This is a genomic window from Chryseobacterium sp. GQ58 (genome assembly GCF_059758895.1).
The window spans coordinates 502,447-526,995 of record NZ_JCAXEH010000003.1; the positions used below are offsets into that span (position 1 = coordinate 502,447).

25 protein-coding genes are annotated in these 24,549 nt (G+C 34.9%); 8 read left to right on the top strand and 17 right to left on the bottom strand.

The features are described 5' to 3' along the window. The first annotated feature begins 142 nt into the window (after positions 1 to 142). On the top strand, positions 143 to 823 hold the full coding sequence (locus AC6CHK_RS10280; protein WP_498095768.1) for a DUF4197 family protein: 681 nt from the start codon (positions 143 to 145) through the stop codon (positions 821 to 823). Positions 824 to 859: 36 nt separating this feature from the next. Continuing rightward, the gene (locus tag AC6CHK_RS10285) at positions 860 to 1,165 is read left to right on the top strand and encodes a DUF493 family protein (protein WP_498095770.1); all 306 of its coding nucleotides are present in this window, start codon (positions 860 to 862) and stop codon (positions 1,163 to 1,165) included. Between the two features lie 71 nt (positions 1,166 to 1,236). On the opposite strand, the gene AC6CHK_RS10290 is transcribed toward AC6CHK_RS10285, so the two are convergent. The 7 genes from AC6CHK_RS10290 to AC6CHK_RS10320 form a co-directional block, all read right to left on the bottom strand. Beyond that, positions 1,237 to 1,587, bottom strand: a complete 351-nt coding sequence (locus AC6CHK_RS10290; protein WP_498095772.1) for an ArsC/Spx/MgsR family protein — start codon at positions 1,585 to 1,587, stop codon at positions 1,237 to 1,239. A 59-nt stretch (positions 1,588 to 1,646) separates the two neighbouring features. Next, positions 1,647 to 2,261 carry a deoxynucleoside kinase gene (locus tag AC6CHK_RS10295; RefSeq protein WP_498095774.1) on the bottom strand — a complete coding sequence of 205 codons (615 nt, stop codon included), beginning with the start codon at positions 2,259 to 2,261 and terminating at the stop codon, positions 1,647 to 1,649. A 32-nt stretch (positions 2,262 to 2,293) separates the two neighbouring features. After that, positions 2,294 to 3,199, bottom strand: a complete 906-nt coding sequence (locus tag AC6CHK_RS10300) for a hypothetical protein (RefSeq protein WP_498095776.1) — start codon at positions 3,197 to 3,199, stop codon at positions 2,294 to 2,296. 91 nt (positions 3,200 to 3,290) lie between these two features. Next, positions 3,291 to 4,316, bottom strand: a complete 1,026-nt coding sequence (locus tag AC6CHK_RS10305) for a glutaminyl-peptide cyclotransferase (protein WP_498095778.1) — start codon at positions 4,314 to 4,316, stop codon at positions 3,291 to 3,293. Positions 4,317 to 4,403: 87 nt separating this feature from the next. Next, positions 4,404 to 6,014 carry a Na+/H+ antiporter gene (locus AC6CHK_RS10310; RefSeq protein WP_498095780.1) on the bottom strand — a complete coding sequence of 537 codons (1,611 nt, stop codon included), beginning with the start codon at positions 6,012 to 6,014 and terminating at the stop codon, positions 4,404 to 4,406. Between the two features lie 123 nt (positions 6,015 to 6,137). Beyond that, positions 6,138 to 7,142, bottom strand: a complete 1,005-nt coding sequence (locus AC6CHK_RS10315) for a bestrophin family protein (RefSeq protein ID WP_498095782.1) — start codon at positions 7,140 to 7,142, stop codon at positions 6,138 to 6,140. 248 nt (positions 7,143 to 7,390) lie between these two features. Continuing rightward, on the bottom strand, positions 7,391 to 8,065 hold the full coding sequence (locus AC6CHK_RS10320; RefSeq protein ID WP_498095784.1) for a DUF2490 domain-containing protein: 675 nt from the start codon (positions 8,063 to 8,065) through the stop codon (positions 7,391 to 7,393). A gap of 229 nt (positions 8,066 to 8,294) precedes the next feature. Here AC6CHK_RS10320 and AC6CHK_RS10325 point away from each other — a divergent pair, with 229 nt between their 5' ends. Then, complete coding sequence (locus AC6CHK_RS10325) at positions 8,295 to 8,810, top strand: hypothetical protein (RefSeq protein ID WP_498095786.1); 516 nt, start codon at positions 8,295 to 8,297, stop codon at positions 8,808 to 8,810. Positions 8,811 to 9,095: 285 nt separating this feature from the next. On the opposite strand, the gene AC6CHK_RS10330 is transcribed toward AC6CHK_RS10325, so the two are convergent. The 7 genes from AC6CHK_RS10330 to AC6CHK_RS10360 form a co-directional block, all read right to left on the bottom strand. Then, entirely contained in the window at positions 9,096 to 9,545 is a 450-nt protein-coding gene (locus AC6CHK_RS10330) for a VOC family protein (protein WP_498095788.1), read from the bottom strand. An 86-nt stretch (positions 9,546 to 9,631) separates the two neighbouring features. After that, the gene (locus AC6CHK_RS10335) at positions 9,632 to 10,003 is read right to left on the bottom strand and encodes a VOC family protein (RefSeq protein WP_498095790.1); all 372 of its coding nucleotides are present in this window, start codon (positions 10,001 to 10,003) and stop codon (positions 9,632 to 9,634) included. Positions 10,004 to 10,040: 37 nt separating this feature from the next. Then, positions 10,041 to 10,445 (bottom strand): hypothetical protein, encoded by a 405-nt coding sequence (locus AC6CHK_RS10340; protein ID WP_498095792.1) that lies wholly within the window; start codon positions 10,443 to 10,445, stop codon positions 10,041 to 10,043. A 2-nt stretch (positions 10,446 to 10,447) separates the two neighbouring features. Next, positions 10,448 to 10,918 (bottom strand): hypothetical protein, encoded by a 471-nt coding sequence (locus AC6CHK_RS10345; protein WP_498095794.1) that lies wholly within the window; start codon positions 10,916 to 10,918, stop codon positions 10,448 to 10,450. A 9-nt stretch (positions 10,919 to 10,927) separates the two neighbouring features. Beyond that, the gene (locus tag AC6CHK_RS10350) at positions 10,928 to 11,383 is read right to left on the bottom strand and encodes a DUF1569 domain-containing protein (protein WP_498095796.1); all 456 of its coding nucleotides are present in this window, start codon (positions 11,381 to 11,383) and stop codon (positions 10,928 to 10,930) included. Between the two features lie 159 nt (positions 11,384 to 11,542). Next, positions 11,543 to 12,031: a serine protease inhibitor ecotin gene (gene eco / locus AC6CHK_RS10355; protein WP_498095798.1), complete on the bottom strand. Its 489-nt coding sequence runs from the start codon at positions 12,029 to 12,031 to the stop codon at positions 11,543 to 11,545. 45 nt (positions 12,032 to 12,076) lie between these two features. Then, positions 12,077 to 17,932, bottom strand: a complete 5,856-nt coding sequence (locus AC6CHK_RS10360) for an alpha-2-macroglobulin family protein (protein ID WP_498095800.1) — start codon at positions 17,930 to 17,932, stop codon at positions 12,077 to 12,079. Between the two features lie 96 nt (positions 17,933 to 18,028). Here AC6CHK_RS10360 and AC6CHK_RS10365 point away from each other — a divergent pair, with 96 nt between their 5' ends. Genes AC6CHK_RS10365 through AC6CHK_RS10385 form a run of 5 tightly spaced genes read left to right on the top strand, consistent with a single transcriptional unit; the run spans position 18,029 to position 20,749 of the window. Next, positions 18,029 to 18,790 (top strand): UbiA prenyltransferase family protein, encoded by a 762-nt coding sequence (locus AC6CHK_RS10365; protein WP_498095802.1) that lies wholly within the window; start codon positions 18,029 to 18,031, stop codon positions 18,788 to 18,790. Between the two features lie 28 nt (positions 18,791 to 18,818). Next, complete coding sequence (locus AC6CHK_RS10370) at positions 18,819 to 19,055, top strand: hypothetical protein (RefSeq protein ID WP_498095804.1); 237 nt, start codon at positions 18,819 to 18,821, stop codon at positions 19,053 to 19,055. Continuing rightward, complete coding sequence (locus AC6CHK_RS10375; RefSeq protein WP_498095806.1) at positions 19,043 to 19,351, top strand: type II toxin-antitoxin system RelE/ParE family toxin; 309 nt, start codon at positions 19,043 to 19,045, stop codon at positions 19,349 to 19,351. Before AC6CHK_RS10370 ends, AC6CHK_RS10375 begins: the two co-directional genes overlap by 13 nt. Further along, positions 19,348 to 20,451 (top strand): DNA replication/repair protein RecF, encoded by a 1,104-nt coding sequence (gene recF, locus AC6CHK_RS10380; protein WP_498095808.1) that lies wholly within the window; start codon positions 19,348 to 19,350, stop codon positions 20,449 to 20,451. Before AC6CHK_RS10375 ends, recF begins: the two co-directional genes overlap by 4 nt. 1 nt (position 20,452) lies before the next feature. After that, positions 20,453 to 20,749, top strand: coding sequence for a hypothetical protein (locus tag AC6CHK_RS10385; RefSeq protein ID WP_498095810.1), 297 nt, complete (start codon positions 20,453 to 20,455; stop codon positions 20,747 to 20,749). Here AC6CHK_RS10385 and AC6CHK_RS10390 read toward each other — a convergent pair. From AC6CHK_RS10390 to AC6CHK_RS10400, 3 genes are read right to left on the bottom strand one after another with little or no spacing between them, the layout of a single operon-like run. After that, entirely contained in the window at positions 20,727 to 22,760 is a 2,034-nt protein-coding gene (locus tag AC6CHK_RS10390) for a transporter-like protein (protein WP_498095812.1), read from the bottom strand. The genes AC6CHK_RS10385 and AC6CHK_RS10390 overlap by 23 nt on opposite strands. Before the next feature lie 13 nt (positions 22,761 to 22,773). Then, positions 22,774 to 23,418, bottom strand: a complete 645-nt coding sequence (gene mtgA, locus AC6CHK_RS10395; protein ID WP_498095814.1) for a monofunctional biosynthetic peptidoglycan transglycosylase — start codon at positions 23,416 to 23,418, stop codon at positions 22,774 to 22,776. A gap of 39 nt (positions 23,419 to 23,457) precedes the next feature. Next, positions 23,458 to 24,504, bottom strand: coding sequence for an ABC transporter substrate-binding protein (locus AC6CHK_RS10400; protein ID WP_498095816.1), 1,047 nt, complete (start codon positions 24,502 to 24,504; stop codon positions 23,458 to 23,460). Positions 24,505 to 24,549: the final 45 nt, after the last annotated feature.

The following is a 24,549-nucleotide window of genomic DNA, read 5'->3' on the forward strand; positions in this document are numbered from 1 at the left end:
ATTTTGATTCTTTTTGAAGCATTTTCATATCTTCTTACAATTTCAAATCTCACTTTATGTTGATATGAATAACAAAATTTTCTTTAAACAAACAATAACATTACCTTTGGTGCAATATTTGACCTTATATCAAAAATTCTAAATGAAAAAATATATTATAGCCGGAGCTTTACTAATTGGAACCGGCGCAATAATCAGTACAACTGTACAATCTTGCACAAGCATGGCTACTTCAGACTTAGGTTTAGCAGTAATAAAGAGAGTTTTGTTGGGAGGCATCAACAAAGGAATGAGCATTTACAGCAATAAAGAAGCTTTTTTGCAGAATAATCTAGTTGATAGAGCTTTGCCTAAAGAATTAAGAGACATAAATTCGACTCTTGAAAAAATTGCACCATCAATCGTTGCAAAAGAAAGGGAATATATTGCTGAAGCAGCCGTTTACACGGTTAATATTTCAAGGCCAATTCTCGAAAATGCCGTCAACAGTTTGAATGCACAAGATGTTACAAGAATTATCCAGGGACAGAAAGGAACGGCAACTTTAATTTTAAAAGAAAAAACTTCTCAGCAGCTTGTAGCAGCCATTGCGCCGCGGGTTGAGCAAGAGCTTAATAAATACGGAATTGTAAAAACAATCAATACCGCTTTGTCGGGAAGCAATATTTTAGGCAGCTTACTTGGCAGTGGTAATAAAAATAATGTAAATGCGGGAGGATTGAGCATGCTGGCTTCGGAGCAGATTGTAAACGGTCTGTTTAATATCATCGAAGATCATGAAAAGCAAAGTTCTTCTTCTATCTTGGGACCTTTGGGAAAATAAATAATTTTCGTTATATTTATATTTTTAATAACAATAATGGACATATTACAAGGAAATGAGCACGCTAATCCTGAAGAATTTTATATTTCTTTAAAGGAAAAACTTGAAAATCATCACGATTTCCCGGAAGATTACCTTTTTAAATTTATTATTCCTACAGATCAGTCGAAACTTACAGAAATATACAAAATTTTTGACGGAATAAAATTTACATTAGGTAACCGCGAAAGCAAAAACGGAAAATATACCGCATGCAACATCAATGCATTTGTTTTGGACGCCGATCAGGTTGTAAAAATCTACAAGGAAGTGGCCAAAATAGAAAACGTTATTCTTCTTTAAAACAAAAAGTCAGCTATTGCTGACTTTTCTGTTTATTTTAAACAGTTTATTAATGAAGTTTCATTAACTAATTATTTTTCGATAAAGAATTTCACATTTTCAATCGGCCTTCCCAGCATCGCAACAGATCCTTTAATGATAATCGGACGCTGTATCAAAGACGGGTTTTCAGATAAAATAGCAAGCCATTCGTCTTCAGAATAATCTTTTCCTGCAAATTTGTCGATATACAATTTTTCATTCTTTCTGATGATATGAAAAACATTCTGATTCATCTTTTTTAAAACCGTTTTAAGTTCTGTAACGCTTAGCGGTTCTTCGATCATATTGATGATTTCAAACGAAACACCGTTTTCATCCAAATACTCTAATACAGCATTCGATTTTGAGCAATTTCCGTTATGCAGAACTTTTACAATCATGATAATTTCAAATAAATTTTAAATATTTACAACAAATTTAACGCCAACTCATACTTTATTCAGAACAAACCATGAAGCTCGGTTTCAATTTTTTGCAGGATTAATCCGAAATCTTCAGGTTTTTCAACAAAATCAAGATCATCAACTTCTATGATGAGAAGTTTGCCTTCGGTGTAATTTGAGATCCATTTTTCATATTTCTGATTGAGCTTTGAAAGATATTCAATGCTTATTGAGGCTTCATATTCCCTTCCTCTTTTATAAATCTTCTTTACCAGATTCGGAACATCAGATTTGAGATAAATCAACAAATCCGGAGCAGAAACGAAAGTTTTCATCAGATCAAAAAGTGATGCATAATTCTTAAAATCTCTGTCTGAAAGGAGATTCATATCATTCAGGTTTTCTGCAAAAATGTGCGCGTCTTCATAGATTGTACGATCCTGAATAATATTTTTTCCGCTGTCTCTGATTTCTTTTACCTGGCGGAATCTGCTGCCCAAGAAATAAATCTGCAACGCAAAACTCCACTTGCTCATGTCTGCGTAGAAATCTTCCAGATAAGGGTTGAGATCTACATCTTCAAACTGCGCATCCCACCCGTAATGCTTCGCCAACAGAGTTGTCAACGTGGTTTTTCCTGCTCCAATATTTCCTGTAACTGCAATATGCATATTCCTTAAAAGTTTTTCTGATCCATTTTAAATTAAAAACCAAGCGACTGAATTTCATCAATAAGCTGAATAATATCTGTTTTCCCGGATTCTTTATTTTCCAGTTCTTCTACAGATTTTTCTTCTTCTATTGGCGGCAATTCTGTTTGCGGCTGTTTCTTGATTTCCCTGATATTTTCGAGGCTGTAAAGATAAAGTTTGTTGTCTTTGATTTCAAAATATGCCAGCGAATTTTTATCCACAATTTGCGCTTCGGGATCTTCAAAAATTTTCACCAATTCCTTTTCAACTCTATATTTAAGAATAGAATTTTTGGCAACAATAAGAATATCATCATTTTCCCTTCTTATACGTTTACTATTCTCAACCGGAGCTTCAAAGAGTTTTTCAAATTTTAAGCTGTAAACGATGAATTTATTTTTCGTTAAAACATAAACTTTATTATTATAAATCAAAAGATCAATCAGATCATCAAAATTTATATCAAAAGTATATGAATTGATCGTCGTATCATTCCTGAAATTGTATTGAATCAATCGTTTTGCACTTCCATCCAAAAGCCAGATCTGCTGAAGATCCTCTGCGTATGCATGCTTGATAAACGGAAATTTCTTTTTAAAATCAATCGTCTGAATTTCGTTGAGATTCTGATCTACAAATTTCATTTCCTGTGCATTTTCGGAGAAAAGAGCAATCGTAAGCGGATTTTGCACATTCTGAATCCTGAACGGGACGGTAAGCAACATTTTGCCCTGCTGTTTCCCCAAAGAATCGTATTTGGTAAAGCTAAAATCTTTGTTTTTGTAGAGATAAATGCTTCCGTAATCGTCAACCAGCATGTCTCTTGCATTCTTGATTCTCAGCGTATCAAAAGGAAGGACTTTCTGTGCAGAAAGCGAACAGAAAACAAAAACGAATAATAAGCTTAATAATCTCAACAAATATTTTTTACAGCGATAGCGCTCCGAAAGGAACGCTACCAATTTACATACTTTATTTTATTCTGATCGAAATTGTAATAATTTTTAATTATTTAATAGCAACCTCATAAATTTTCGGCCAGTTTTTGCCTGTTACAAGCATATTGTCTCCTTTGAAAGCGATACCGTTCAAAACACTTTCGCTGTCTACTTCTGTAAACGGATCAGCAATTTTTGTAAAATCAAGTTTTCCTACTACTTCACCGTTTGCAGGATTAATTTTTAAAATAATAGGCTTATGCCACACATTTGCATAAATAAAACCTTTATAAAATTCCAACTCGTTCAACTGATCATAAATCTCATTGTTTCCAGCTACAGAAATATATCTCGTAATTTTTGATGGATCACTTGGGTTCAAAAAATACAGGTTTTTTGTCCCATCGGAAGCAATAAGATTTTTCCCGTCATAAGTCAGCCCCCAACCTTCTCCGATTACATCCGGATAAGCGAATTCTGAAACTAAACTCAAAGTGTTTTTATCGTAAATAAACCCTTTCTTGTTACGCCATGTGAGCTGATAAACTTTATCGCCAACAATTGCACATCCTTCAGAGAAAATTTCTTCAGGCTGCTTTGTAGCAACAAGAGGTTTTGTGTCACCTAAATTATATTTTAAAATCTGAGAAGCACCATTTTGACCGTCACTTTCGTAAATTGTGTTTCCTTCAATCTGAAAACCCTGAACAAAATTGGCAGGGCTATGTGGATATTCAGCAATGATCTCATAATTGATATCTTTTTCCGGGCTTTTGCTGTAAACATTGATTGTTGCATCCTGATACAAAGTTTCGCCACCTTTTGTTTTGATATTAAAAGTTACGGCATTGTCTCCCAGCGTAAAAAACTTCGGATCTACAACCAGGTTTGAAGTTTCTTTATCTCCAAAGCTGATCGAAATACTTTCTGCATTGTCTAAAACATCCTTCGGAATATCCAGCTTATCACCAAAATGATAGCCTTTTGTTTCCATAGAATTGTTGTAATCTGCCAGCGAAGTCAATATTTTTTCGTCATTTTTACAAGACACGAACATCAAAAGTGCCGCAAGGCTTACTATTATTTTGTTTCTCATTTTAATTGTCTGGAATATTTCACAAAAATAGCAAATTTATTTCTCTTTGCTAATCTGATCAAATGGCAATATCAAATTTTAGTTAAATTAATGTGTAAAACCTGTAATCTTCGCTTCGTCAAAATCCAGCTGCATTTCTATAGTTCGCATGACATGGTCATCAAATATCTTTTCGCGTTTCATACGATGAAGCTCGTTTCGCTGCGCCTGAATAAGCTGCCTGATCACGTCTTTATTTTCATTCATGGCGGTTACATAATCTCCTGTTGACGCCATGCATTGAGATTTGTCGACCATCATCATCATTTCGTTTTCCAGTTTGTGCTTTTGATGTCCGACGAGGCTGTTTGTTTTGGCTAGTTCAGAAAAATCAGATTCCAGTTTTTGTAAAGCGGTTTCTTTCAGTTTTCTCATTAGAATCACTTCCTGCTTCTCTTCCGGAAGGTCACTTCCTCCATCATTTACCTTTAAGAATTTTAAGATTGGAGTAAGCATCAATCCCTGACCAACCAAAGTGATCAGAATAATAACAAAAGTGACGAAAAGGATGATATTACGATGCGGAAAAGCTTCACCATTGGGCAAAAATGCCGGAATTGACAACGCCGCCGCCAAAGAAACAACGCCCCGCATTGCTGCAAAACTGATGATAAAAGGCTCCCGCCAATCGGGTTTTGGATTTTCGGCTCTTAATTTCTTTGATAAAAACCATGGAAAATACATGATGGTATAGCTGTACAATATTCTTGTGAAAATAATCGCTCCGCCAATTACAATACTATAAAAAATTCCTTCTGAAATCGTATAATCTTTCATTGCAGCCACTACAACAGGAAGCTCAAGACCTATTAAGATAAAAATAATGGTATTCATCACAAAAATCAGGACACTCCAGACATTACCGGACTGGATCCTTGAGGTATGGCTCAGATAACAGTGCGAATTGTAAGACATCAGCAAACCACCCGCAACTACCGATAAAACACCCGAAAAGTGGAAATGCTCGGCCGCTACATACAGCACGTAAGGTACAATAAGCGTAATGACGGTATCAATATTTGAATTGGAAGGAATGAGCCTTAAAAAGAAGCCAAAAACTAAGCCTAAAGCAATACCGATAACGATTCCGCCGACCGCCATGCTAAAAAAACTTCCAATCGCTTCCCGCCAGATAAACTGTCCGGAAATCACCGCAGCCAGTGCAAATTTAAATACAATCAAACTCGAAGCATCGTTGATCAAGCTTTCACCTTCAAGAATGCTTGTAATTTTTTTTGGAATCTTCATGTGCTTTAACACTGAAGTAGCTGCCACCGCATCAGGCGGAGAATTGACGCCACCCAACAAGAACCCCATCGCAACGGTAAGCCCCGGAATAATAGATGACGACAGATAAGCTACAACTATTGAAGTAAGGAAAACCAAACCGAAGGCCATCGAAAAAATCTGCTTTCGCCATTTGTGGAAATCCTGCCATGAAGTAAACCACGCCGCCTCAAATAAGATCGGCGGCAGAAAAATAAGAAATACCAGATCCGGCTCTATTTCTATATGCGGCATTCCCGGAACAAGACTGATGATAAGCCCTGCAATCACCAAAAAGATGGGATAAGCAACTTTCAGCTTTTGGCCTATCATTACGAGAATCATCACAGATAATAAAACTGCGATTGATATAATGACATAGGTATGAATCATTTATATATTTTTTTTAATATTAAGTTGTTGAAGATCTTTCAGATGTTTGTCTTCTTTTTAGTTCTCGAAGATTTTGCTGATTACGCAGATCTGTTACTATTACGAATTTAGCTTTTCTACTGTTTAAAGCACAATATTATTTTTAGCAACAATTGCAGGCGGAAGATCGCTTTCATCGAGCATATCTCTCATATCAATCTCAATGGTACGGCTTATCTGTGTGATGGGCACATCATTCGGGCTTCCTTCAAAAGGATTTACAGACGCCTCGCCTACACTGTCCAGCGTGTGAAAGCACCATGTTACCAAAAGTGAAAAAGGAATATTGAACCACAATGTATAGTTCTCAAGCAGAGTTCCATCGCCCATTCTGTCAAACTCACTGAGCAATCCGAAAGGTACAAACACAATAAACATCAACAGAAGATAAGTGGTGATCGAAGAAAAATTCCTTGGATATGGAAAGTTTTTAATACGTTCTGCTTTTCCCTGATGATCGGTGAATTTCACCAACTGCTGATTGATCTGCGACCACTGAAAATCATTGATCTCCCCTTTGGCATAAGCTTCCGACAGATCTTTGCTCTGCATCGCCATCAATTGCGTTGCTTTGTTTTTTTTGCTTAAAATATAGCTTAAATCTTTTTCTGAAAGATAATTTCCCAGTTCATCATCCAGCTTAGAAAGTCTTTCGGGAATTTCGTATTTCATGGCATATTCCCTGAACTGTGCGGTATTCATATTTTCCCAGTTTCGGGATTCGCGAAGCTGAAAACGAAGAGCCGTGAGCCATGCATAATGACGCAAAAACATCTCTTTTACTTTATTTGGATCTTTACCGGCAAGAGAATCCCGCAATATATATCCAAAACTACGGCTGTCGTTGATGATCGCGCCATAGATCTGCCTAGCTTCCCAAAGCCGGCTGTAGCTAGCATTATTTTTGAAGCCGACGATAAAGGCAACTGCTGTTCCCATGATCGCAATCGGCTGCCACGGAAAAGAAAGAAAGGTGCATCCGAAATAATACAATATGGTAGGAGCGGCCGATAAAACCGTCAGAACATAAATACTGCGCCTCGTCCACATGGCGAACTCCAAAGGGCCAAATCTTTTTCCTGAATGCATACGTGTTTCTATTAATTAATTTATCTCTGTTTTTAAAGCAGATTATATTAGTTTTTGATTCGTTGTTGATCTAATGCTTATTCTAAAACGCAAAGTCTGCAAAGATCTTTTAACTACTAACTGTTTTTAAGGTTCACAAAACGAAGTTTCGCCGATTCAAATAATTAATTTTTAAATGGATGCGAAGGCCTTCTACTTAGCAAAGAACTCAAAGAATTCCCAGTTATGAAAGATTGCCTACAATCAATTTAGTTTTTACTGAACGGAATATTGTTATAAAAACCGATCTGAACCTGCCCTCTGTTTTTATTTTCCTGAAGCTGATTCATATATCCTGCTTCAATTCTCATGTTTTTGTTGATCACGAAACCTAATGCGCCATACACCCTGTTCCTGTCCAAAACCGGGCTGTCAAGATGCAGGAATATTTCATTATAAGCTGATGCATAAAAGGTTTTCGGCAGCATTTCTTTGTTGTTGATAGGAATATTAAAACCTAGCAGGTAACGGAACCGCATCCTGAAATCGTCTTCCAAGAAACGCTCTTCCAACCTGTAACGATGCTGAATATTGAACCTTCCGAACTTCTGCTTTGTGATAAACTGCTGGAATACACGGTGCTCGATATTTTCAGTTTTTTCTCCGTTGATATAAGGCCTGCTCAAAATAAAACCATATCCGAGCAAAAGGTTGTTGTTGTTTTCCGCAAGATCATATCCAATTCCGGTACGGATCAAAAGCTGCTCCAGATCGCCAATCGCATCAAAGTTTCTGTATTGGATCTCGTTGTGAAAATTCCATCTGTCATTAAGTTTATTGTTCCCGAAATACATATACCACGCTCCCAAATCATTTTCCTGCGCCTTCAACAATGTGGCTCCAAAAGTAAAAACAGCCAAAGCCATCTGCTTCAAAGTCTTCATCTACTATTAATTTTTTAATTACTATCATCTATCACAAGAGACAAAATTAATAATAAAGATCTATAATCACAAGTTAATTTTTTACTTCAACCCCACTACAAAACAGTTTCAATATCATTAAAATTATTAACATTTTATTAAAAAATATTTAACAATCAAAGCATAAATATGATAAAATATAAATAATTTACTTAATTTAGTGTTTAATAACAAATAAAACAATTGTATTATGGCACTAGACAACCTCATCAGCATTACTTTTTCCGACAGCGATATTAGCTCGATCGATCAGGCAATACAAAGCATTGAAACCATTCTCAACGGCAAGACCATCAATCTGACTGCGGACCAGCGAAAACAATATGGAAGAATAGCCGAACAAAACAAACTGTTTGTAAACAAAGCCAAACAATACATGGAACAATACCCTCAGCTTGTACCCGGATTCATCGATAAAACGGAATTTGACAAAGATTATGCTGCAAGACAGCAGGTGGAAAGCAGGCTGCAAAGGCTGAGCTCGGTAACCGAACAATTATCTGACACCAAAGTTTTGCTGGATCATGACAATTACCACAACGCCATCTCGTTTTACAGAAACGTAAAATTTTTATCAGGCGAGAATGTTCCGGGAACCAACGTGATTTACGATGATATGAAGCAGTTTTTCATGTCATCTGCCCCTTCTGCCCCTTCGTCCAGCACCCCTACCCCGCCGGTTGACGGTCAGCCGCCCGTATCATAAGGGTCCGCAGGCTCTTCGCAAGACCCTATACCCCCTTAGATTAATGGCAATACCCCCTTCATGAAGGGGGTATTGCCATTGAAAGACAGCCTGCAGCCTCTTCGGTAAGGGGTGCAGACCCTTCATTAAGGAGGTGCAGGCCCTTCGGCAATGGCTACCGACCGTTGGGTGAGGGCTAAAGCTTTCCACTTTATTCGATAGGTTACCTAAAACCATAAGCATTATTTATCCTGAAACAATAAACCTCCAAAATTGGAGGTTTTATTGTTATGTGTATTCAATATATTACGGATGTTGCTGCATTTTTGCAGGATCATCATAATTTACCATCCAGTTTATGTCAAACTTGTCGGTAAACATTCCAAAGTAAGCGCCCCAGAAAGTATCAGCCAGAGGCATTGTCACTTGTCCGCTGGCGGAAAGCCCACTGAATAAACGATCAGCCTCTTCTTTAGAATCTGCATTGATGGAAACGGAGAAATTGTTTCCTATTTTCAGGTTTGAAGACCATTCGCCGCCGGTATCACTTCCCATCAAAATTGTCTCCTGAGAAATCGGAAGTGAAATGTGCATGATTTTATCTTTATCCTCTTCGGGAGTTTCTTTACCTTCCGTTGGAGGCATTTCGCCGAAGGTTCCAACATAAGGATATTCTCCGCCGAAAACAGATTTGTAGAAATCGAAAGCTTCTTTACAGTTTCCGTTGAATGTCAAGTAAACATTTACTGTTGCCATATTTATTTAGTTTTAGGTTAAGATTGAGGAGGAGGTTTATGTTTATTTAAGTAATTGCTAATTACCTATTATTAATTACTCATGTATTATCTATGTTGATCGATAAGGATCATATTTCCGTCCGGATCTTTCAGAAAGATATGTTCGGGTCCTGAAGTGGATTCATCGGCTTCTTTATCGAGTTCAACACTGTTTCCTTTTAAATGCTTTTGAATCGCTCTCACATCGTCAAAAGAGTTAAGGTTCTGAGCATTCTCGTCCCATCCGGGATTAAAAGTAAGCATATTGCCATCAAACATCGCCTGAAAAAGACCAATCAGCGTGCTTCCGTTTTTCATGATGAGATAATTGCTTTCCATATTTCCGCCCATTGTGCTGAAACCTAATTTTTCATAAAAATCTTTAGACTTCTGAAGATCTTTCACACTTAAGCTGACTGAAAATGCACCTAATTTCATGCGTGGATTTAATTATTTAAAACTTATTATAGCAGATTTATATTCTTTTTTTGCTTAAAGCCAATTGATATCCTATCAAAACCAAGATCCAGGATAAGATCCCCAAAACCCAGAACCAAGCAGGCGTAGGCAATATCGACATCATGTAAATGGATTGGATAAGGAAGACAATTCCACAAGTTACTGCATAAATTTTCTTGCGGTCATTGGCAATTTTGGTGGAAACAAATCCCGAAACTAAAGCAGCAACCGCATAAGAGATTATGACAAAAAATAAAGACATAAACGGTGCTGTTTCTACATAATTTTTCATCGCTTCCAAATCGTCGCCTTTCATGCCTTCGGGCATTGGATAAATGGAATGCCCTATTTTCTGAACTATTCCGACGCTGATGCCGCCTGCTATAATTCCTGCAATAACAGCCAATATTTTTCTTATCATAATTATTGGTTTTTTAAGCGGGTTTTAAAGTCTAAAGTTCCATCGTAGCTTTTCCAGTTTCCGATCAATTCGATGTAAGGATTTTCTATCTTTTCGGTTTTCTTATTCCATCGGAAAGTATAGATAAATTTGCCCTTGAAAACTCCCGAATGTTTACCTTTATTTTCTTCAGCCAATTCGTAATCACCATAAACCATGCCCTTTTTCTTACCGTTTTTGTATTTGGTAATGATAAGCTTTCCTTCAAATTTTGAATAATTGGTGTCTACCAGAGAATATCCTGAAACAAAATATTCCTGATCATTCTTTCTGTTTTGGTCTGAAATATTGATCTTCAGTTTGATTTCCTGGTTCTCATCGCCGATTGTACCAATGTAAGGTTTTGAATTATTCAGCCAAACTGTAGAAATATCAGGCATCTGCGCAAAAGCGAAATTAGAGATCAGAATAAGGAAAAGCAGCAGTTTTTTCATTTTAAATATTTAAACTCCAAATTGAGACAAATGATGATTCAGATGTTTTGCAAACATATTGTTCCATTCGTTGGAAGAAAGTTTTCCAAAAGAGAAAGATTCTTTGCCATCAAAAGCTGAAGCTCCCAATTGCTGCGTTTTCTGGATATAACCGATCAGTCTTTTTTTCTCTTCGTCAAAATTTCTTCTTTCTTTAATTAAAAATTGTGGTGCTGTAGGTGAATCTTTCGTGTACGATTTTTCACCAACCACTTTAGATTTAACAAAAGTTTTAAGAATAAACTTCGCAATCGTTCCCGGTTTTTTGTGTTTTTCGGGCTCGTAAACCATTTCATAAGTAACACAGCAATGCGCCAGCATCTGATCAACCGTCATTCTCCCCCATAAACCGTGTGTATCTTCAATCAAATTATTAATTCTATTAATGTAATTCTGAGCATCTTTTGCGTCAAATACGTTTTCCATAGTTATTAAGTTGTGTACAAACAAATATATTATTTTTTCGGGTGATTTTGACATTCTTTTTTATGTATAAATACGATTTGTTTAATATCATTTATAGACGTTATACAAAATCTCCCCGCAATATTTGCAGGGAGATTTATTTTTAATATAAATTGAAATTTAGTTCTGAACCGCCTTTTTCATTGCTGCATCCGGACGTAAAATTCTGTAACGAACTTCGAGGTCTTTCGGCACATAAAAAACTAAAGGCAATTTGCTGTTATATCTTACAATTTCGGGTTGAAGGGAAACGAATTTTTTCGTCAGCTTCTGATCCATACAAGCCATCAGTGTTCCGCCGGTTTCGCCTTTGGATTCTACTTCATAATAATTGTAGCCCCAACCCTGCAGATCTTGAGATTTGATCTCTCCCACCAGAAAATGCTTATTACAATCCAGCATTTTTTCCAGTCCTACAAAGAACTCTACTTTAAGGTCGTTTTCGTTTTTAGCAACCGGCAATTGAATATAAACCTGCTTGAATCCTTCTTTTGCTTTTGGAAACATTTCTATTTCCAGCTTTTCAAACTTATCTTTCTTCTTTTGGGCAAAAGTGTTTATTCCTGTAAAAAGCACCAAACCTGCCAATATCATTTTTAAAAATTTCATTTTATTTTATTTAATTTAAAATTACAATTCCTTACCAGCCAAATATCATTCCAAAATCTGAACATTTGTACCTTTTGTATGCGCATTCATCTGTGGTGCATAATAATTTTGCATTGTTGTGATCCCGTTTGAGAACTTTCCGGATGCATTGGCAACATAATCGTATTCAAAAACATATTTTCCTTTCGGCATATATTCGATATAGAAATTGGTAGATGCGTCTTTTGTCGACTGATAATAGCCCAAACTGTTTTTCCACTGATAACCCGACATTACATCCAAAGGCTCAAATCCTGCCGCCCGCATGTCTTTGATATGAATGAATTCCATTGGGCGATCTGTATTCAGAATCATTCTTACGGTTACTTTGTCTCCAACTTTCAGCGGAGTTTCGGAAGTTATTTTTTGTAATTCTTCGCCGTTGACCGTTTTGACCTTTTTATACAGTTCTTTTGTGATGGAAATGTAATTTTCCGATGATTTTATTTTATCCAAATCTTCATAATATTGCCAGAATAATCCGCCCTGAACAATTCCGGGACCGGGTTTTGTAACGATAACTGTCGCTAAATTTTTATCTAAAACATCAGTTTTCACGGCAGATTTTACATAACCTGTTGCCTGAGTTTGAGGTTTTAATTCTTTCCCACCCCAAACGATTGTTGCTTTATCGCTTTCGGCTGAAGTCCATGATTTCCCTGAATTTAAAATCGTGAAAATCACTTCCGCAGTTCCTCTTGAACTTCCCCAAGAATTCACTTCTTTTTGGGTAATGAGCCAGATTTTCATGTCTTCAATGAATTTCTGATCGTTTGCCTTCAACTTGTTGAATGCTTCCAAAGCTCCTGCATGATTTACCACTTTTGAGCTAAACCAACCCCAATCATCAAGATTCTGCTTCCAGTAAGCTCCTTGTGTTTTTGAGTCAACAGAAGTTTCTTTCAAGTAATTCATCAATTTATCTGAAGTGTCTTTTAAGCCGTAATCATTCATCAATAAAGCAGCACGATGCAATCCGAAGAATGTAAAATCTGTGATTTTTGCCGTTTTAGCTTTCTGTTTTACCAATGCTTTTAATGTTGCTCCTTTTCCTTTTAGCGGATATTGTTTTTCCCAATAATTTCGGGTGTCAAGATAATCCAAAGCCCAGTTATTCCAGACATTTTCTTTTTTCACATCAAAATATTTATTCACTTCATTATCAACATATTGAACAAGTTTTTTCACCAATTCATTTTGCTCGGAAGTTTGATAATCTTTTACATTATCCTTCAACCAAGAATTGATTTTCCCTAAATTTTTAAGAATATATAAAGACGTTCCGTACGAACTCGGATAACCCGAATACCACGAAAATCCACCGTCCGGATTCTGTAGTTTTTGGAAATCGTCCCAATCCTGATTGATCGAGTTTTTCATTGTATTGGCATCAAAAAGCAATGCCAGCTTTGCCATTTGTTCCTCTTCATTTTTACTTTCCAAAACCCAAGGCGTTTCTTCCAAAAGCAATTGTTTCAGCTCCTGATTTTTTTCAAGATTTGAAGTTAATAATCCTTTATTCTGATATTCTTCAAAAACGGTTTTCAGTTTCGGGTTCGCTTTAAAGATTTCGGAAGCCAAAACATCTGCAAACCATTTATTAAAGATCACATCCGCAGAATTATTCTGATCGTTTTTCAGACTTGGAAGCGCAAACATGATTTCCCAGATCGGATTCGTCGTCAATTCCAATGTATTTGAAACATTCGAAACCGTTGTAGAATTTGTATTTTTAAGATTTTCTAAAACAAAAGTTTTCGTTTCGCCTTCTTTCACAAAAACAGGAACGGCATCGGTCACCAACATTCTGTTGGGAAGGATTGCAACCGCTTTTTGCTCGCCGTCGGAATATTGACCGGCTTTTGCCACCACTTTCAAAATTATGGATGAAACATTATTCGGAACTTTCACTTTCCAGGTTAATGCCGAGTTTCCGTTTTCATTTAAATCAAAATTCTGAGTACTTGAATTTAAACCAAATTGAGACGAAATATCTTCATTGGTAAAAGCATCAAGAATTTGCAGATTTGCAGAACCTCTTAATTTTTTGCTTGTTAAGTTTGATAATTTTGATTGAAGATTCAATTCATCGCCTTCTCTCAAAAATCTCGGATAATTTGGCGTCACCGAAAATTCTTTCTGTGTCACGACTTCTTTTTCCAAAGTCGCCGCTCTTGCGTCTTTTGTGTGAGCAAGGAACATCAATTTCCATTTAGTCAATGCTTCTGGAGAAGTAAATTCGAAATTGACGTTTCCTTCAGCATCAGTTTTTAGATTCGGATAGAAAAATGCGGTTTCATTAAGGTTTTGACGAACTGGGATTTTGTCTAAACTTTCTTTTGAAATTTCTGTATCAGCCATTGCTTCTTTTTTCTTCATATAACCACCAACAACAGCTTCTTCAATATTTTGTTCAGTATTCATTGTATCCGCTAAAGGAGCCGCACTTGCCCGACCACGAATGGTAACTCCTGCCACTTTCCCTTGTAATGCCATTAAAACACTTCTATCAAACCAATTAAATTGTGGTACTTCAACATAATTTCCATTGAAGTATTTCAGCCTTTTCTGATAATATCTTTGCTCTAAATGTTGTCCTAAATCATAAGAAGTTACAATCGAATATGGTGTATATAATTTTTCCCAATCAAAACTATTCACCGCAAACTGATCCAAAGACATATCATACATATTGGCCAAAACTTCCGCATTGATCTTTTCTTTATCGTTTCCCGAAACTTTAATCGTCCATTTTTCTTTGGAATTTGGCTCCAGTTTGTCTCTGAACGTTATCGTTTCAATTTTTAAAGGCTGCTCGGTATCTTTTATTTTTAAATTGACAGATTGCGTCTGAACATCATTAAACGCCACAACCTGAAATTGCAGATTTAAAGAAGCAACACTTTTATCTTTAGGAATATCAACCGTATATTCCAAAATACCATTTTTGAATTTGTGAGTTTCGGAAACGGTTTTACCCGAACCGTCCTGTACAAAAACATTGGCCAAAGCATCCGGAACTGCCGAATAAACATATACTTTTGCTTTTTCGCCTCTTGAAAATTCACCTTTAGGTTCCAAAACCGTTAAGAATGTTTTTTGATCAGATCTTAAAAATCTTTTGTCCCAAACCGCGAAATTCCGAGTAACTTTTATCGTGTCTTTTCCTTCAATATTGGATAATTCTAGCTGATAATTTCCGGCTTCAAGCTTTCCTAAATCCAAAGATTCTTCACTTCGCTTTACATCGTTCAGAATGACAGAAGAAACTTTCCAGTTTTTTAATTCATCATTTTTATCATATAAATCATGTGGGAATTTGTTGATAAATTCTTCTTTTGAATATTTTGGCAAATCCTGAACTTCTGTTTTAAAATTATCCCTGAAAATCCTGTTTGGGGTTTCCAGTTTTGACAATTTTACCTGATAAGATTTCTTAAGGTTTTGTTCGTTATAATTTTTAGTTTCAACCTTTAATTTCACATTTTCATCATTAAAAACATTTTTAACATCTTCTACTTTAATGTAATGTGTAACGGAAGCTACTTTGAGATTGGTATCCGCAGTCTGCGTTTCTCCGTTGATATCCGTAACCGCAGCATTGATTTGATAATTGTCAATCTGAATTCCTTCCGCCTTTTCATCTTTTTTCAGATCCAGACGAATTACGAATTCTCCTTTTTCATTGGTTTTTGCTTCGCCAAGAATCGAATTTTCGTTATCATTGTTATTCGGATACCAAGGGAAATATTTCCAACGGATGTTCTGTTTTTTGATTTCGTAATTCACGGTTGTATTACTTAACGCAACTCCCGAAAACATCATTGCTTTACCTTTTAGCTCGATGGTTTGTCCGTATTTATATTCTTCTTTTACGGGCTCAAAGGTCACTTCAAACTTCGGACGTTTATATTCCTCAACTTTAAGATAAGCAACGCCCAAATATTCCATATCATCATCACCTTTATTGATGGATAAAGTAAATTGACCATTCAATTTTCCTTTTGGCAACACGAAACTTCCATGATAAGAACCGAATTCGTTGCTTGTAAAATTTTGTGAAGAAACTTCTTCATCATTAGAATCTTTTAATGTAATTTTTTGCTTTATTCCTGAAACTACAGATTCAATTTCTTTATCAACTTTGGTGTTGATTACTTTAAAATAAACGGTTTGTCCGGGTCTGTAAATTGCTCTGTCTGTAAAGATTCGAGCTTTTTCCAAATGATCTGTTTCGCGTTGCGATACTTCGTTATATTGACTTCCATATACTTGAAATAAATTGAAATCATTTGTCTTTGGCTGATGAATCAAAAAATTTCTGTAATATTCTTTATTTTGTGTTGCGGGAAGCGTAAAAGCTCCTTTTTGATCCGTTTTACCGGTTACTTTATTTAAAGTTTTGTTCTGTACAAATTCGTAAAACGTCAGATTTTCATTATTTACAGGTTTGCCATTTTCAGCGCTGACTAATTTTAGTTCATTTGAAAGCTGGTTTCTATCATTTTTAGATTCATAAATAATTTTATTGTTTGAAACTAAAAAATAGAAATTCTGTCTGGCTTCGACATCATTTGTATCAGAGCCGGCGACAAAATATTCTGCAACATAAATCCCCGAAGGCAAAGGCTTAATTTCCAATGAAGTTTTATGAAGTTGGTAATCTTTCGGGTCGGGTAGCTGAAAAACTTCCTTTCTTACCAAAGTTTTCTTGATCTTTCCAAAAGAATTGTTGTAAGAATTTTTGGAATATTGCATAAAAGACAAAATATCATCTTTTACTTCATAAATATTGACAGAAAATTCCGGCACATTTTTGTATTCCGCAACCAGATGAATCGGTAAATTCGGCTGCGTCTGGTCTTCATATTTAATGCTTAAAAAAGGATTAAGAATTGAGTTTTCCTTATTTTTAATATTTTCAAGAAAAGCTGATTTCGGATATTGACTTTTCGCCTGATTTGCGATCGCCAAAGCTTCTTTTTCTTTCTTTTTTGATACAAGCTCATCCATCATTTCCTCCATGATGAGAACCTTGTAATCGCCTTCTGCATTTGATTTAACTAAATTCTGTAGCTGCTCAAGTTTATCTTTGCATCGATTGAAATCACAGTTTTCCGATAATTTCTGATGCATAAAATACAGTTTGGAATTTCCGCTGTTTTCAGCAATTAATTCATTAAAAACAGTATTAATTGAGGATCTGTTTTCTGCGAGTTCATTTTTAGTAAAAAGTCCGTTATCAGAAAGAAAACCAATTTTCTTCAAAGAATACCAATCCAATAAAGTCGGGAAATAACCACTATTTTTTGTATTTGAAAAGGCTTCTTTATATTTTTCAAAAGAAATCTTCTTTAATGCAGGTTTTTGCTGATCAAGCTCTTGAAAGCTTTTGGTAAGATAATTTTTAAAATCTAGCTTGCTCCAGGTTTCGATTTGCGATAGATCTTGTGAATTTAAATTCGTTCTTCCGTTGATTTTCCATGAATTTTCATTGTAATAATCAAATAAAAAACCTGAAAGCAAAACCTTGTAAACCAGCTGATCATCGCCTTTCAATTGTTTTTCCGCATTTTGAAGCTTTACAAAAAATTTTGAAGCGGAGTCGTTCTGATCATTTTCTGAAGTGAGATTCACAATACTGAATTCTGCCTTTAAAGATCGAATAAGCTGAAGTGCATTATTTTCTTTCATCGCTTTGTCTTGTATGTCCAAAATAATCGGAAGATTAGATTTATAGGTTCCTTTTTTGCTGTTTTCTTCTATTTTTTTCCATTGCTGGTCATAATAGTTTTGTGAAAAAGCCACCGAAAAGCTCAGTAACAGCAGGAATAGAAACAAAACCTTGGAGAATCTTTTCATATGTAGATATTTTTTATTAGAGGTCATATATAATCTTTAGTTAAAAAAATTATATCAAATTGACGATAAAGATTTCATAAATGTTATTTTTGATAAATGAATTTCTTAAAAGTACTGAAAAAATCTGTCATAGACAGCCAATTTTATGTATCCTTAATGGGTACCGTCTTTGCAGTATTCTTCATGTCTGAGCAAAATACATTCCGTTTCCCTTCCATCCTCTTGATATTCATCACTTATTTCAGCGGATATCTTTATACAAAATATCAAAAAACCAGACATTTCTCTAAAATTTTAATATTAAATATAATTGCAGGTGTTATTTGTGCATTTCTTATCATTCATAATCACAATGAAATACGATTATTGAAATGGTTCATCATTGTAGTTTTAGGTTTGCTTTACAATAGTTTTTTCCTTGAAACATACATTCGGAAAATCCCTTTGCTGAAAGTATTTTATGTAGGTTTAGTTTGGGGGCTTGTCAATTGCTGGCTGACATTAAATGAATTTAATTTTCCTATTTTTCTGATCAGTTTCTTTTTCATTACGGCTTTGGTTTTGCCTTTTGATATTCGCGATATGAAAAGTGACACAATAAAGACTTTTCCGAAACTTATTGGCGTACAAAACACCAAATATATTGCTTATTTGCTCGTTTTTGTTGCCTGTATTTTATCCGTTTTTTATCTGAAATTTCAGTTTTCGGTTGCTTTTTTCTTCACTTCAATTTTTACATTTATATTAATTTATTTTTCCGAAAACTCAAATCGAGATTCATACTTTTCTTTTTGGGTCGAGTCCTGTTCGGGATTACCTATTTTCTTTCTTTGGCTTCTGAATTATTTTATGAAATGAAATTTTTATCTTTACTGAAAATTTGGGTATGGAAAATATTGAAATATTAAGAAGTCAACTTGTTGAAAAAATTTTTTCTACTAAAAATATCAATCTTTTGCAGGCAATTGATGATATTCTTTCGTCTGTACTTACAAAAGATGACCAATTCTTTTTTTCTGAATCGCAAAAAGAACTTCTTTTATTGGCTGAAGAAGACATTAAATATGGAAGAACAGTTTCAGACGAAGAACTTCGAAAATCAGACGAAGAATGGATGAAATAAAAATTATCTGGACCAAGATAGCAATTGCACAAAGAAATAAAGTTTTTGAATATTGGAACAGCAGAAATAAAAGTAATATTTATTCCCAAAAACTTAACAGAACTATTTACGAGAAAATCGATTTTCTAATGTCTAATCCATTTGCTGGAAATATTGGTGATATAAAACCTTTCAGAATTTTACATTTAGGAAATTACAGTCTTGTTTACAGATATTCAGAACCTGTTATATACATTATTGCGTTTTGGGACAATCGTCAGAATCCTAATACATTAAAGAAAATTTTAGGATTATGATTATCAAAAAACTTTCCCTTTACAATTTTAAGAACCATTCCGAAAAAAAGTTTGAGTTTTCACCACAAATTAATTGTTTTGTGGGTAATAACGGCGCCGGAAAAACCAATATTCTGGATGCTTTGCATTATCTTTCTGTAGGAAAAAGCTTTTTAGGGAATACAGATTTCAATAATATTAAAAGAGAAGAAGATTTTTTCACGATCGATGCCGAAATCCAAAATGATGAAAGTGAAGATATTATCAAAATTTCTCAGCCAAAAGAAGGAAAAAAAATCATTAAAAAGAATGATAAAAGCTACGACAGATTAGCCGATCACATTGGTTATCTGCCGAGTGTGATGATTTCTCCGTATGATTCAAACCTTATTTCAGATTCCGGGGAAAGCCGCAGAAAGTTTCTGGATTCGATGATTTCACAGACTAATTCCGGATATCTTTTTGAGCTTATCAATTATCAAAAAACTATTCAGCAGAGAAATGCTTTATTAAAATATTTTGCTAAAAACAGAGTTTTTGACAGAGATTCTTTAGAAATTTATGATGACCCGATCACGAAATCCGGAACTAAAATTTTTGAAAAAAGAAAAGAATTTGTCGAGCAGCTCAATCCGATTGTTCAGAATTTTTATCAGATTATTTCCGGTGGGAAAGAAACTGTTTCCGTCATTTATGAATCACATTTATCCGACGGCTTCGATTCTGCGCAGCCTGACAAAAGATTTCAGGAACTTTTAACCGAAAGTCTGGAAAGAGACAGAATGCTGACCTACACTTCAAAAGGCATTCATAAAGATGATCTGCTTTTTGAAATGGATTCCGTTTTAATTAAAAAAATTGGTTCGCAAGGACAGCAAAAATCTTTTTTGATTTCATTAAAACTTGCTCAAATGAACTTGGTAAAAGAATTGACAGGAAAGGCGCCCATTCTTTTGCTGGATGATATTTTTGACAAGCTGGATGATTATCGTGTTGCACAATTGATTAAATTGGTGAATCAGGAAAATTTTGGACAGATTTTTATTACAGACACACACAGAGAACGTACGGAAAGCGTGGTGAAGAAGATAAATGAGGAAAGTATAATTTTTGAGGTTTGAGATGAGAAAAAGTAAAAAACGTGAATTCCAATCTTCTGAATTGGTAAAATCTTTTGCCAAAATCTACGGTTTTGAAGATAAATTGCTGGCTTTTGAAATTAAAGATTTTTTCGAGGAATATCTTGACGAAAGTCTTTTTAATGAAATTGAAAGCGTCAATATTGAAGACAAAATCATCATCATAAAAATAAGTTCTCCATTGCTGAAAAATGATTTCAGCATGCGCAGAAGCTTTTACTTAAAGAAATTTCAGGCTAAATTTGGCGAAGAAAAATTTATCGATCTTCAGGTTTTGTAGAAATTGTATTTTGTACCAAATCTGTAGATTTTTTATCAAATATTGATCTAATTGGTATGAAAAACCTCAAAGGATGTTTTACAAAATACCTGAATATTTCTTTGTAAATCTCACGAACCTCATCAAAATTCATCTTTCTGGATCTAAAAGCCAAAAACATCGACAAGCTGAAACTTACCAAGAAATTGAAAAATCCAATGATGAAAACAGTAAGAAGGGCAATCCAGAATGTGTAAGAATCTACCGTAAAATCGTTTCCGTAAAGACCTAACGCAAAGTTTCCTGCGGCGAATGTAATATGACGAATATCAAGATCGAGCCCGAAAAACAAACCAACTGGTGCCGTTGCTCCAAGGAAAACCCCAAACCAGAAATTTGAGACAATTCCCGCCCAGTTTTTAGCGTAATATTTTGAAAGACTTTTGGCGAATTTTGCTCCGAAAACTCTTTTAATCGACTGGTTTTTGGCAATTCTGGCAGGAATCTGAAAAAAGATAGAATTGTTTCCTATATTCCCCGAAATAATTCCTGAAATAAAAAGATAAAAACCGGCAATACTTGCATGAAGAATAGCTTTGGAATTAAACGGATCTAAATCTTTAAGAAGCTTTTCAGACTTTTCAGCGGCAAGATTTTGTGAAAAGAATACATCTAAACCGTAGATAATAATCAAAGCGATCGGAAACGCAAGCAAAACATTCCCAACAAAAGCAATAAACTGGCTTCGGAATAACTTGGAAACCAAATCTGCAAATTCGGTATTGTTTCGTTTCGTATTTCCTTGTTCAGAAAGCACTTTTGTCATCGTAGCCGCTGTCATAGCCGGCTGCTTGGTGGCCAACGTAAATCCCATCAGATAGATCATTATGAAACCCATCGCATAGTTTAAAGAATATAATAAAGCATGGAAAAAATCACTTCCGGGCATGTATCCGTACAGCAGTTTCAAAGCGCACAAAGCTCCTACAATAATACCGCCACCGCTCGCTTTATAAAACATTTTCATATACTGCTTCCTGTTGGAAGTGATGTAATGAGTTCCTGTTTCTGCAGTATGATTGGTAATGAGATGCGAAATCATCCTTGTGCTGTCGTTGAAAAGCTCCGAAATATTATTTTTGTGAGATTTGTATCTTAAAATATTAAAAACCAAATGTTTAGATTTTACAATAACATCACTTTCGTTATCAATAACCAACAATTGTACAATCTCATAAATTCTTTGCGTTTGCTGACGAATTTTCAGAAGAGACTGATTGATCTTTCCTGAAATACCATATTTAGAAGAGTTTTTAAAAGCAATATTCACAAATTCCAGACATTGCTGAATATAGATTTTAATCTGTTTGTAATGGCTGTCTTTTGAATGCAGCTGAATGTCCGGATTGGCTTTAAAATCTTCAGCTAAAGCCTCAAGCTCATTCTGTAAAGCTAAAAACGGATTGTCGAAATTCCTGTATTCAGGTGCCATTCTTACTACTTCTACTTCAAGCGCCATCCCGGTAACCCGCCACGAAAGGATATTCATCGAAAATATCAGTTCGTTTTTTACTTTTGGTTTTTGAATAAAATCTGAAATTCCTAAAATATTTAAAAACTCATCAATTTCATTTTCAGGAAGATTATGTAGATACTGAAGATCTTCTTTAGGCTTAAAGCTGATGTTATCAACCATGTACCAAACCGTTTTTTCATGCTCAACGGGCGGTAAAATTTTGTTGAGGATTCTTTTTCTCAGTTCGGGAAAGAAAGCGTTTTCAGATAATATATTAGCTTCCGTCAAAGAAAGATTAAAAGGTCTGTCTTCAAAGATATTATAAAGATACAGCCTGAAATTTTCAGTCAGCACAGGATTTGCCTTAAAATAATTAAGGACATCCGTAAAATCTGCCTTTTTTATGCTTTCCAGAAACTCTGCGAAAGGTTCCAAAGAAAGGGTTTCATTCTTAAAAGAAAAATATTTTTTAAGAACAGATTCAAAATTTTTTGTACTTGACCTGAGAAATTTCATTGGTACAAAGATACTATTTCAAGCTTACATTTCCCATCTGTCTCATAATCCAGTTATGTTTCTTTCTCAGATAAGAAGACGGATTTTTCGGATCATATTTTTTAGGATTTGGCAAAACAGCCGCAATCCAGGCAGCTTCCGATTTGTTGAGATCTTTTGATGATTTTCCAAAATAATATTGAGCAGCGGCTTCTACGCCAAAAACCCCTTGTCCCATTTCTATAGAATTCAGATATCTTTCAAGAATAATATCTTTACTCCAAACCTTTTCGATGATAAATGTATAAACAGCTTCCAAACCCTTTCTCAACCAACTTCTGCCTTGCCAAAGGAAAATATTTTTAGCGGTTTGCTGAGAAATTGTGCTTCCACCTCTTAATTTTTTTCCTTTTTCGTTGTTTTTCATCGCTTTCTCGATCGCTTTATAATCGAAACCATTATGAATAAAGAACTTCTGGTCTTCGGACGCAATCACCGCTTTCTTTACATTATTCCCCATTTCATCATAAGAAATGTAATCGCGATGCAGTTTTCCGTATTCGAAAAGCCCGCCAATCTGCGTAATAGTAATGGGTGGATTAAAAAATCTTCCCCAAATAATGAATATCACGTTCAGAATAAGAACGATGAAAATAAGTTGTTTTATTTTTTTCCACATATGCTAAAAACTTCTGCAAAAATAGAAAAATACTCGGATCTATTGTAATTCTTTCATGTAAGTAAGCTGATAATCGGGCAAAATCTCGGGATGAAAAATTTTTATATAATCCTTAAGCACAAGATCCGAACGTACAACACCGCTTTCAAAAAAATCGTTGGCCTTTTGCTTTTTTTTCGCGATAATACCATAGATTTTTCCTTTGTTGAAAACTTCTAGTTTATCATAATATGGATTGATATTCAGCAGCTCCTGTTTAGAAAGATGGTCGCCGGCATTGATCCAATATTTAGCTTTATTCGATTTTGCATAAACCTCTTCAAAGCTCATCGTTACAGCTTTTTCGTCGGTATTATTTTCCAAAATATAGTCTGCATTAGCATCCGTAATATAATTGGCTGTAAATGTTTTTCCGCCGGGAAGATACCACACATCACCATACATTTCATTGGCCAAAACCATTGGTTTGGATTCTGCTTTCAGAGCTAATTTTTTTAATTCAGCATAATTTTTTTCAATTTCTGAATATTTGCGGTCCGCAACTTTTTCTTTCCCAAAAAGCTTTCCGAAAAGTTTTATATAAGCAGTTTTCTTTAATGGTTCCTGTTCTAAATATTCATCTAAAAATATCACAGGAATGCCATTATTTTTTAGCAATTGATAAGTATTGTCGAAACTTGCAATATAATTGGTAAAAATAGCATCAGGTTTTAGAGAAATAATTTTTTCTATATTATATTTTTGTTCATTTCCAACATTTTGGATTTTTCCCTGTTTGATAAGGTTTTCAATTTTTTCTGAATAAATATATTCTGGACTTGAAACTCCAATTACGGCACTTTGAGCGCCAATCTCCGAAATATATCCCAACAAACTGGAATTCAACAGAACAACTTTTTTAAAAGGAATCTGATTGGCTTTAAAGTCATATTTAAATTTACCTGATTCCAAATGAAACACACCTGAATCTTCTTTATATTGAAGATTTGATGATAAAAACACCACATTATGTTCTGTTTTTTTTTGTTCTTGTTTACAGGAAATTACAGACAAAAACACAATAAAAAGTAAAAAATTCAGTTTCATCTTTCAAAGAAAGTAAAAAAGTATTATATTTGCAAACCCTTAAAA

Excerpts from the sequence above, each read along its gene's own strand:
- AC6CHK_RS10345 (WP_498095794.1), bottom strand. The coding sequence starts at position 10,918 with ATGAAAAAACTGCTGCTTTTCCTTATTCTGATCTCTAATTTCGCTTTT.
- recF (WP_498095808.1), top strand. The coding sequence starts at position 19,348 with ATGATTATCAAAAAACTTTCCCTTTACAATTTTAAGAACCATTCCGAA.
- AC6CHK_RS10375 (WP_498095806.1), top strand. The coding sequence starts at position 19,043 with ATGGATGAAATAAAAATTATCTGGACCAAGATAGCAATTGCACAAAGA.
- AC6CHK_RS10390 (WP_498095812.1), bottom strand. The coding sequence starts at position 22,760 with ATGAAATTTCTCAGGTCAAGTACAAAAAATTTTGAATCTGTTCTTAAA.
- AC6CHK_RS10385 (WP_498095810.1), top strand. The coding sequence starts at position 20,453 with ATGAGAAAAAGTAAAAAACGTGAATTCCAATCTTCTGAATTGGTAAAA.
- eco (WP_498095798.1), bottom strand. The coding sequence starts at position 12,031 with ATGAAATTTTTAAAAATGATATTGGCAGGTTTGGTGCTTTTTACAGGA.
- AC6CHK_RS10290 (WP_498095772.1), bottom strand. The coding sequence starts at position 1,587 with ATGATTGTAAAAGTTCTGCATAACGGAAATTGCTCAAAATCGAATGCT.
- AC6CHK_RS10370 (WP_498095804.1), top strand. The coding sequence starts at position 18,819 with ATGGAAAATATTGAAATATTAAGAAGTCAACTTGTTGAAAAAATTTTT.
- AC6CHK_RS10325 (WP_498095786.1), top strand. The coding sequence starts at position 8,295 with ATGGCACTAGACAACCTCATCAGCATTACTTTTTCCGACAGCGATATT.
- AC6CHK_RS10350 (WP_498095796.1), bottom strand. The coding sequence starts at position 11,383 with ATGGAAAACGTATTTGACGCAAAAGATGCTCAGAATTACATTAATAGA.
- AC6CHK_RS10295 (WP_498095774.1), bottom strand. The coding sequence starts at position 2,261 with ATGCATATTGCAGTTACAGGAAATATTGGAGCAGGAAAAACCACGTTG.
- mtgA (WP_498095814.1), bottom strand. The coding sequence starts at position 23,418 with ATGTGGAAAAAAATAAAACAACTTATTTTCATCGTTCTTATTCTGAAC.
- AC6CHK_RS10320 (WP_498095784.1), bottom strand. The coding sequence starts at position 8,065 with ATGAAGACTTTGAAGCAGATGGCTTTGGCTGTTTTTACTTTTGGAGCC.
- AC6CHK_RS10365 (WP_498095802.1), top strand. The coding sequence starts at position 18,029 with ATGAATTTCTTAAAAGTACTGAAAAAATCTGTCATAGACAGCCAATTT.
- AC6CHK_RS10280 (WP_498095768.1), top strand. The coding sequence starts at position 143 with ATGAAAAAATATATTATAGCCGGAGCTTTACTAATTGGAACCGGCGCA.
- AC6CHK_RS10315 (WP_498095782.1), bottom strand. The coding sequence starts at position 7,142 with ATGCATTCAGGAAAAAGATTTGGCCCTTTGGAGTTCGCCATGTGGACG.
- AC6CHK_RS10335 (WP_498095790.1), bottom strand. The coding sequence starts at position 10,003 with ATGAAATTAGGTGCATTTTCAGTCAGCTTAAGTGTGAAAGATCTTCAG.
- AC6CHK_RS10360 (WP_498095800.1), bottom strand. The coding sequence starts at position 17,932 with ATGAAAAGATTCTCCAAGGTTTTGTTTCTATTCCTGCTGTTACTGAGC.
- AC6CHK_RS10305 (WP_498095778.1), bottom strand. The coding sequence starts at position 4,316 with ATGAGAAACAAAATAATAGTAAGCCTTGCGGCACTTTTGATGTTCGTG.
- AC6CHK_RS10285 (WP_498095770.1), top strand. The coding sequence starts at position 860 with ATGGACATATTACAAGGAAATGAGCACGCTAATCCTGAAGAATTTTAT.
- AC6CHK_RS10310 (WP_498095780.1), bottom strand. The coding sequence starts at position 6,014 with ATGATTCATACCTATGTCATTATATCAATCGCAGTTTTATTATCTGTG.
- AC6CHK_RS10340 (WP_498095792.1), bottom strand. The coding sequence starts at position 10,445 with ATGATAAGAAAAATATTGGCTGTTATTGCAGGAATTATAGCAGGCGGC.
- AC6CHK_RS10400 (WP_498095816.1), bottom strand. The coding sequence starts at position 24,504 with ATGAAACTGAATTTTTTACTTTTTATTGTGTTTTTGTCTGTAATTTCC.
- AC6CHK_RS10330 (WP_498095788.1), bottom strand. The coding sequence starts at position 9,545 with ATGGCAACAGTAAATGTTTACTTGACATTCAACGGAAACTGTAAAGAA.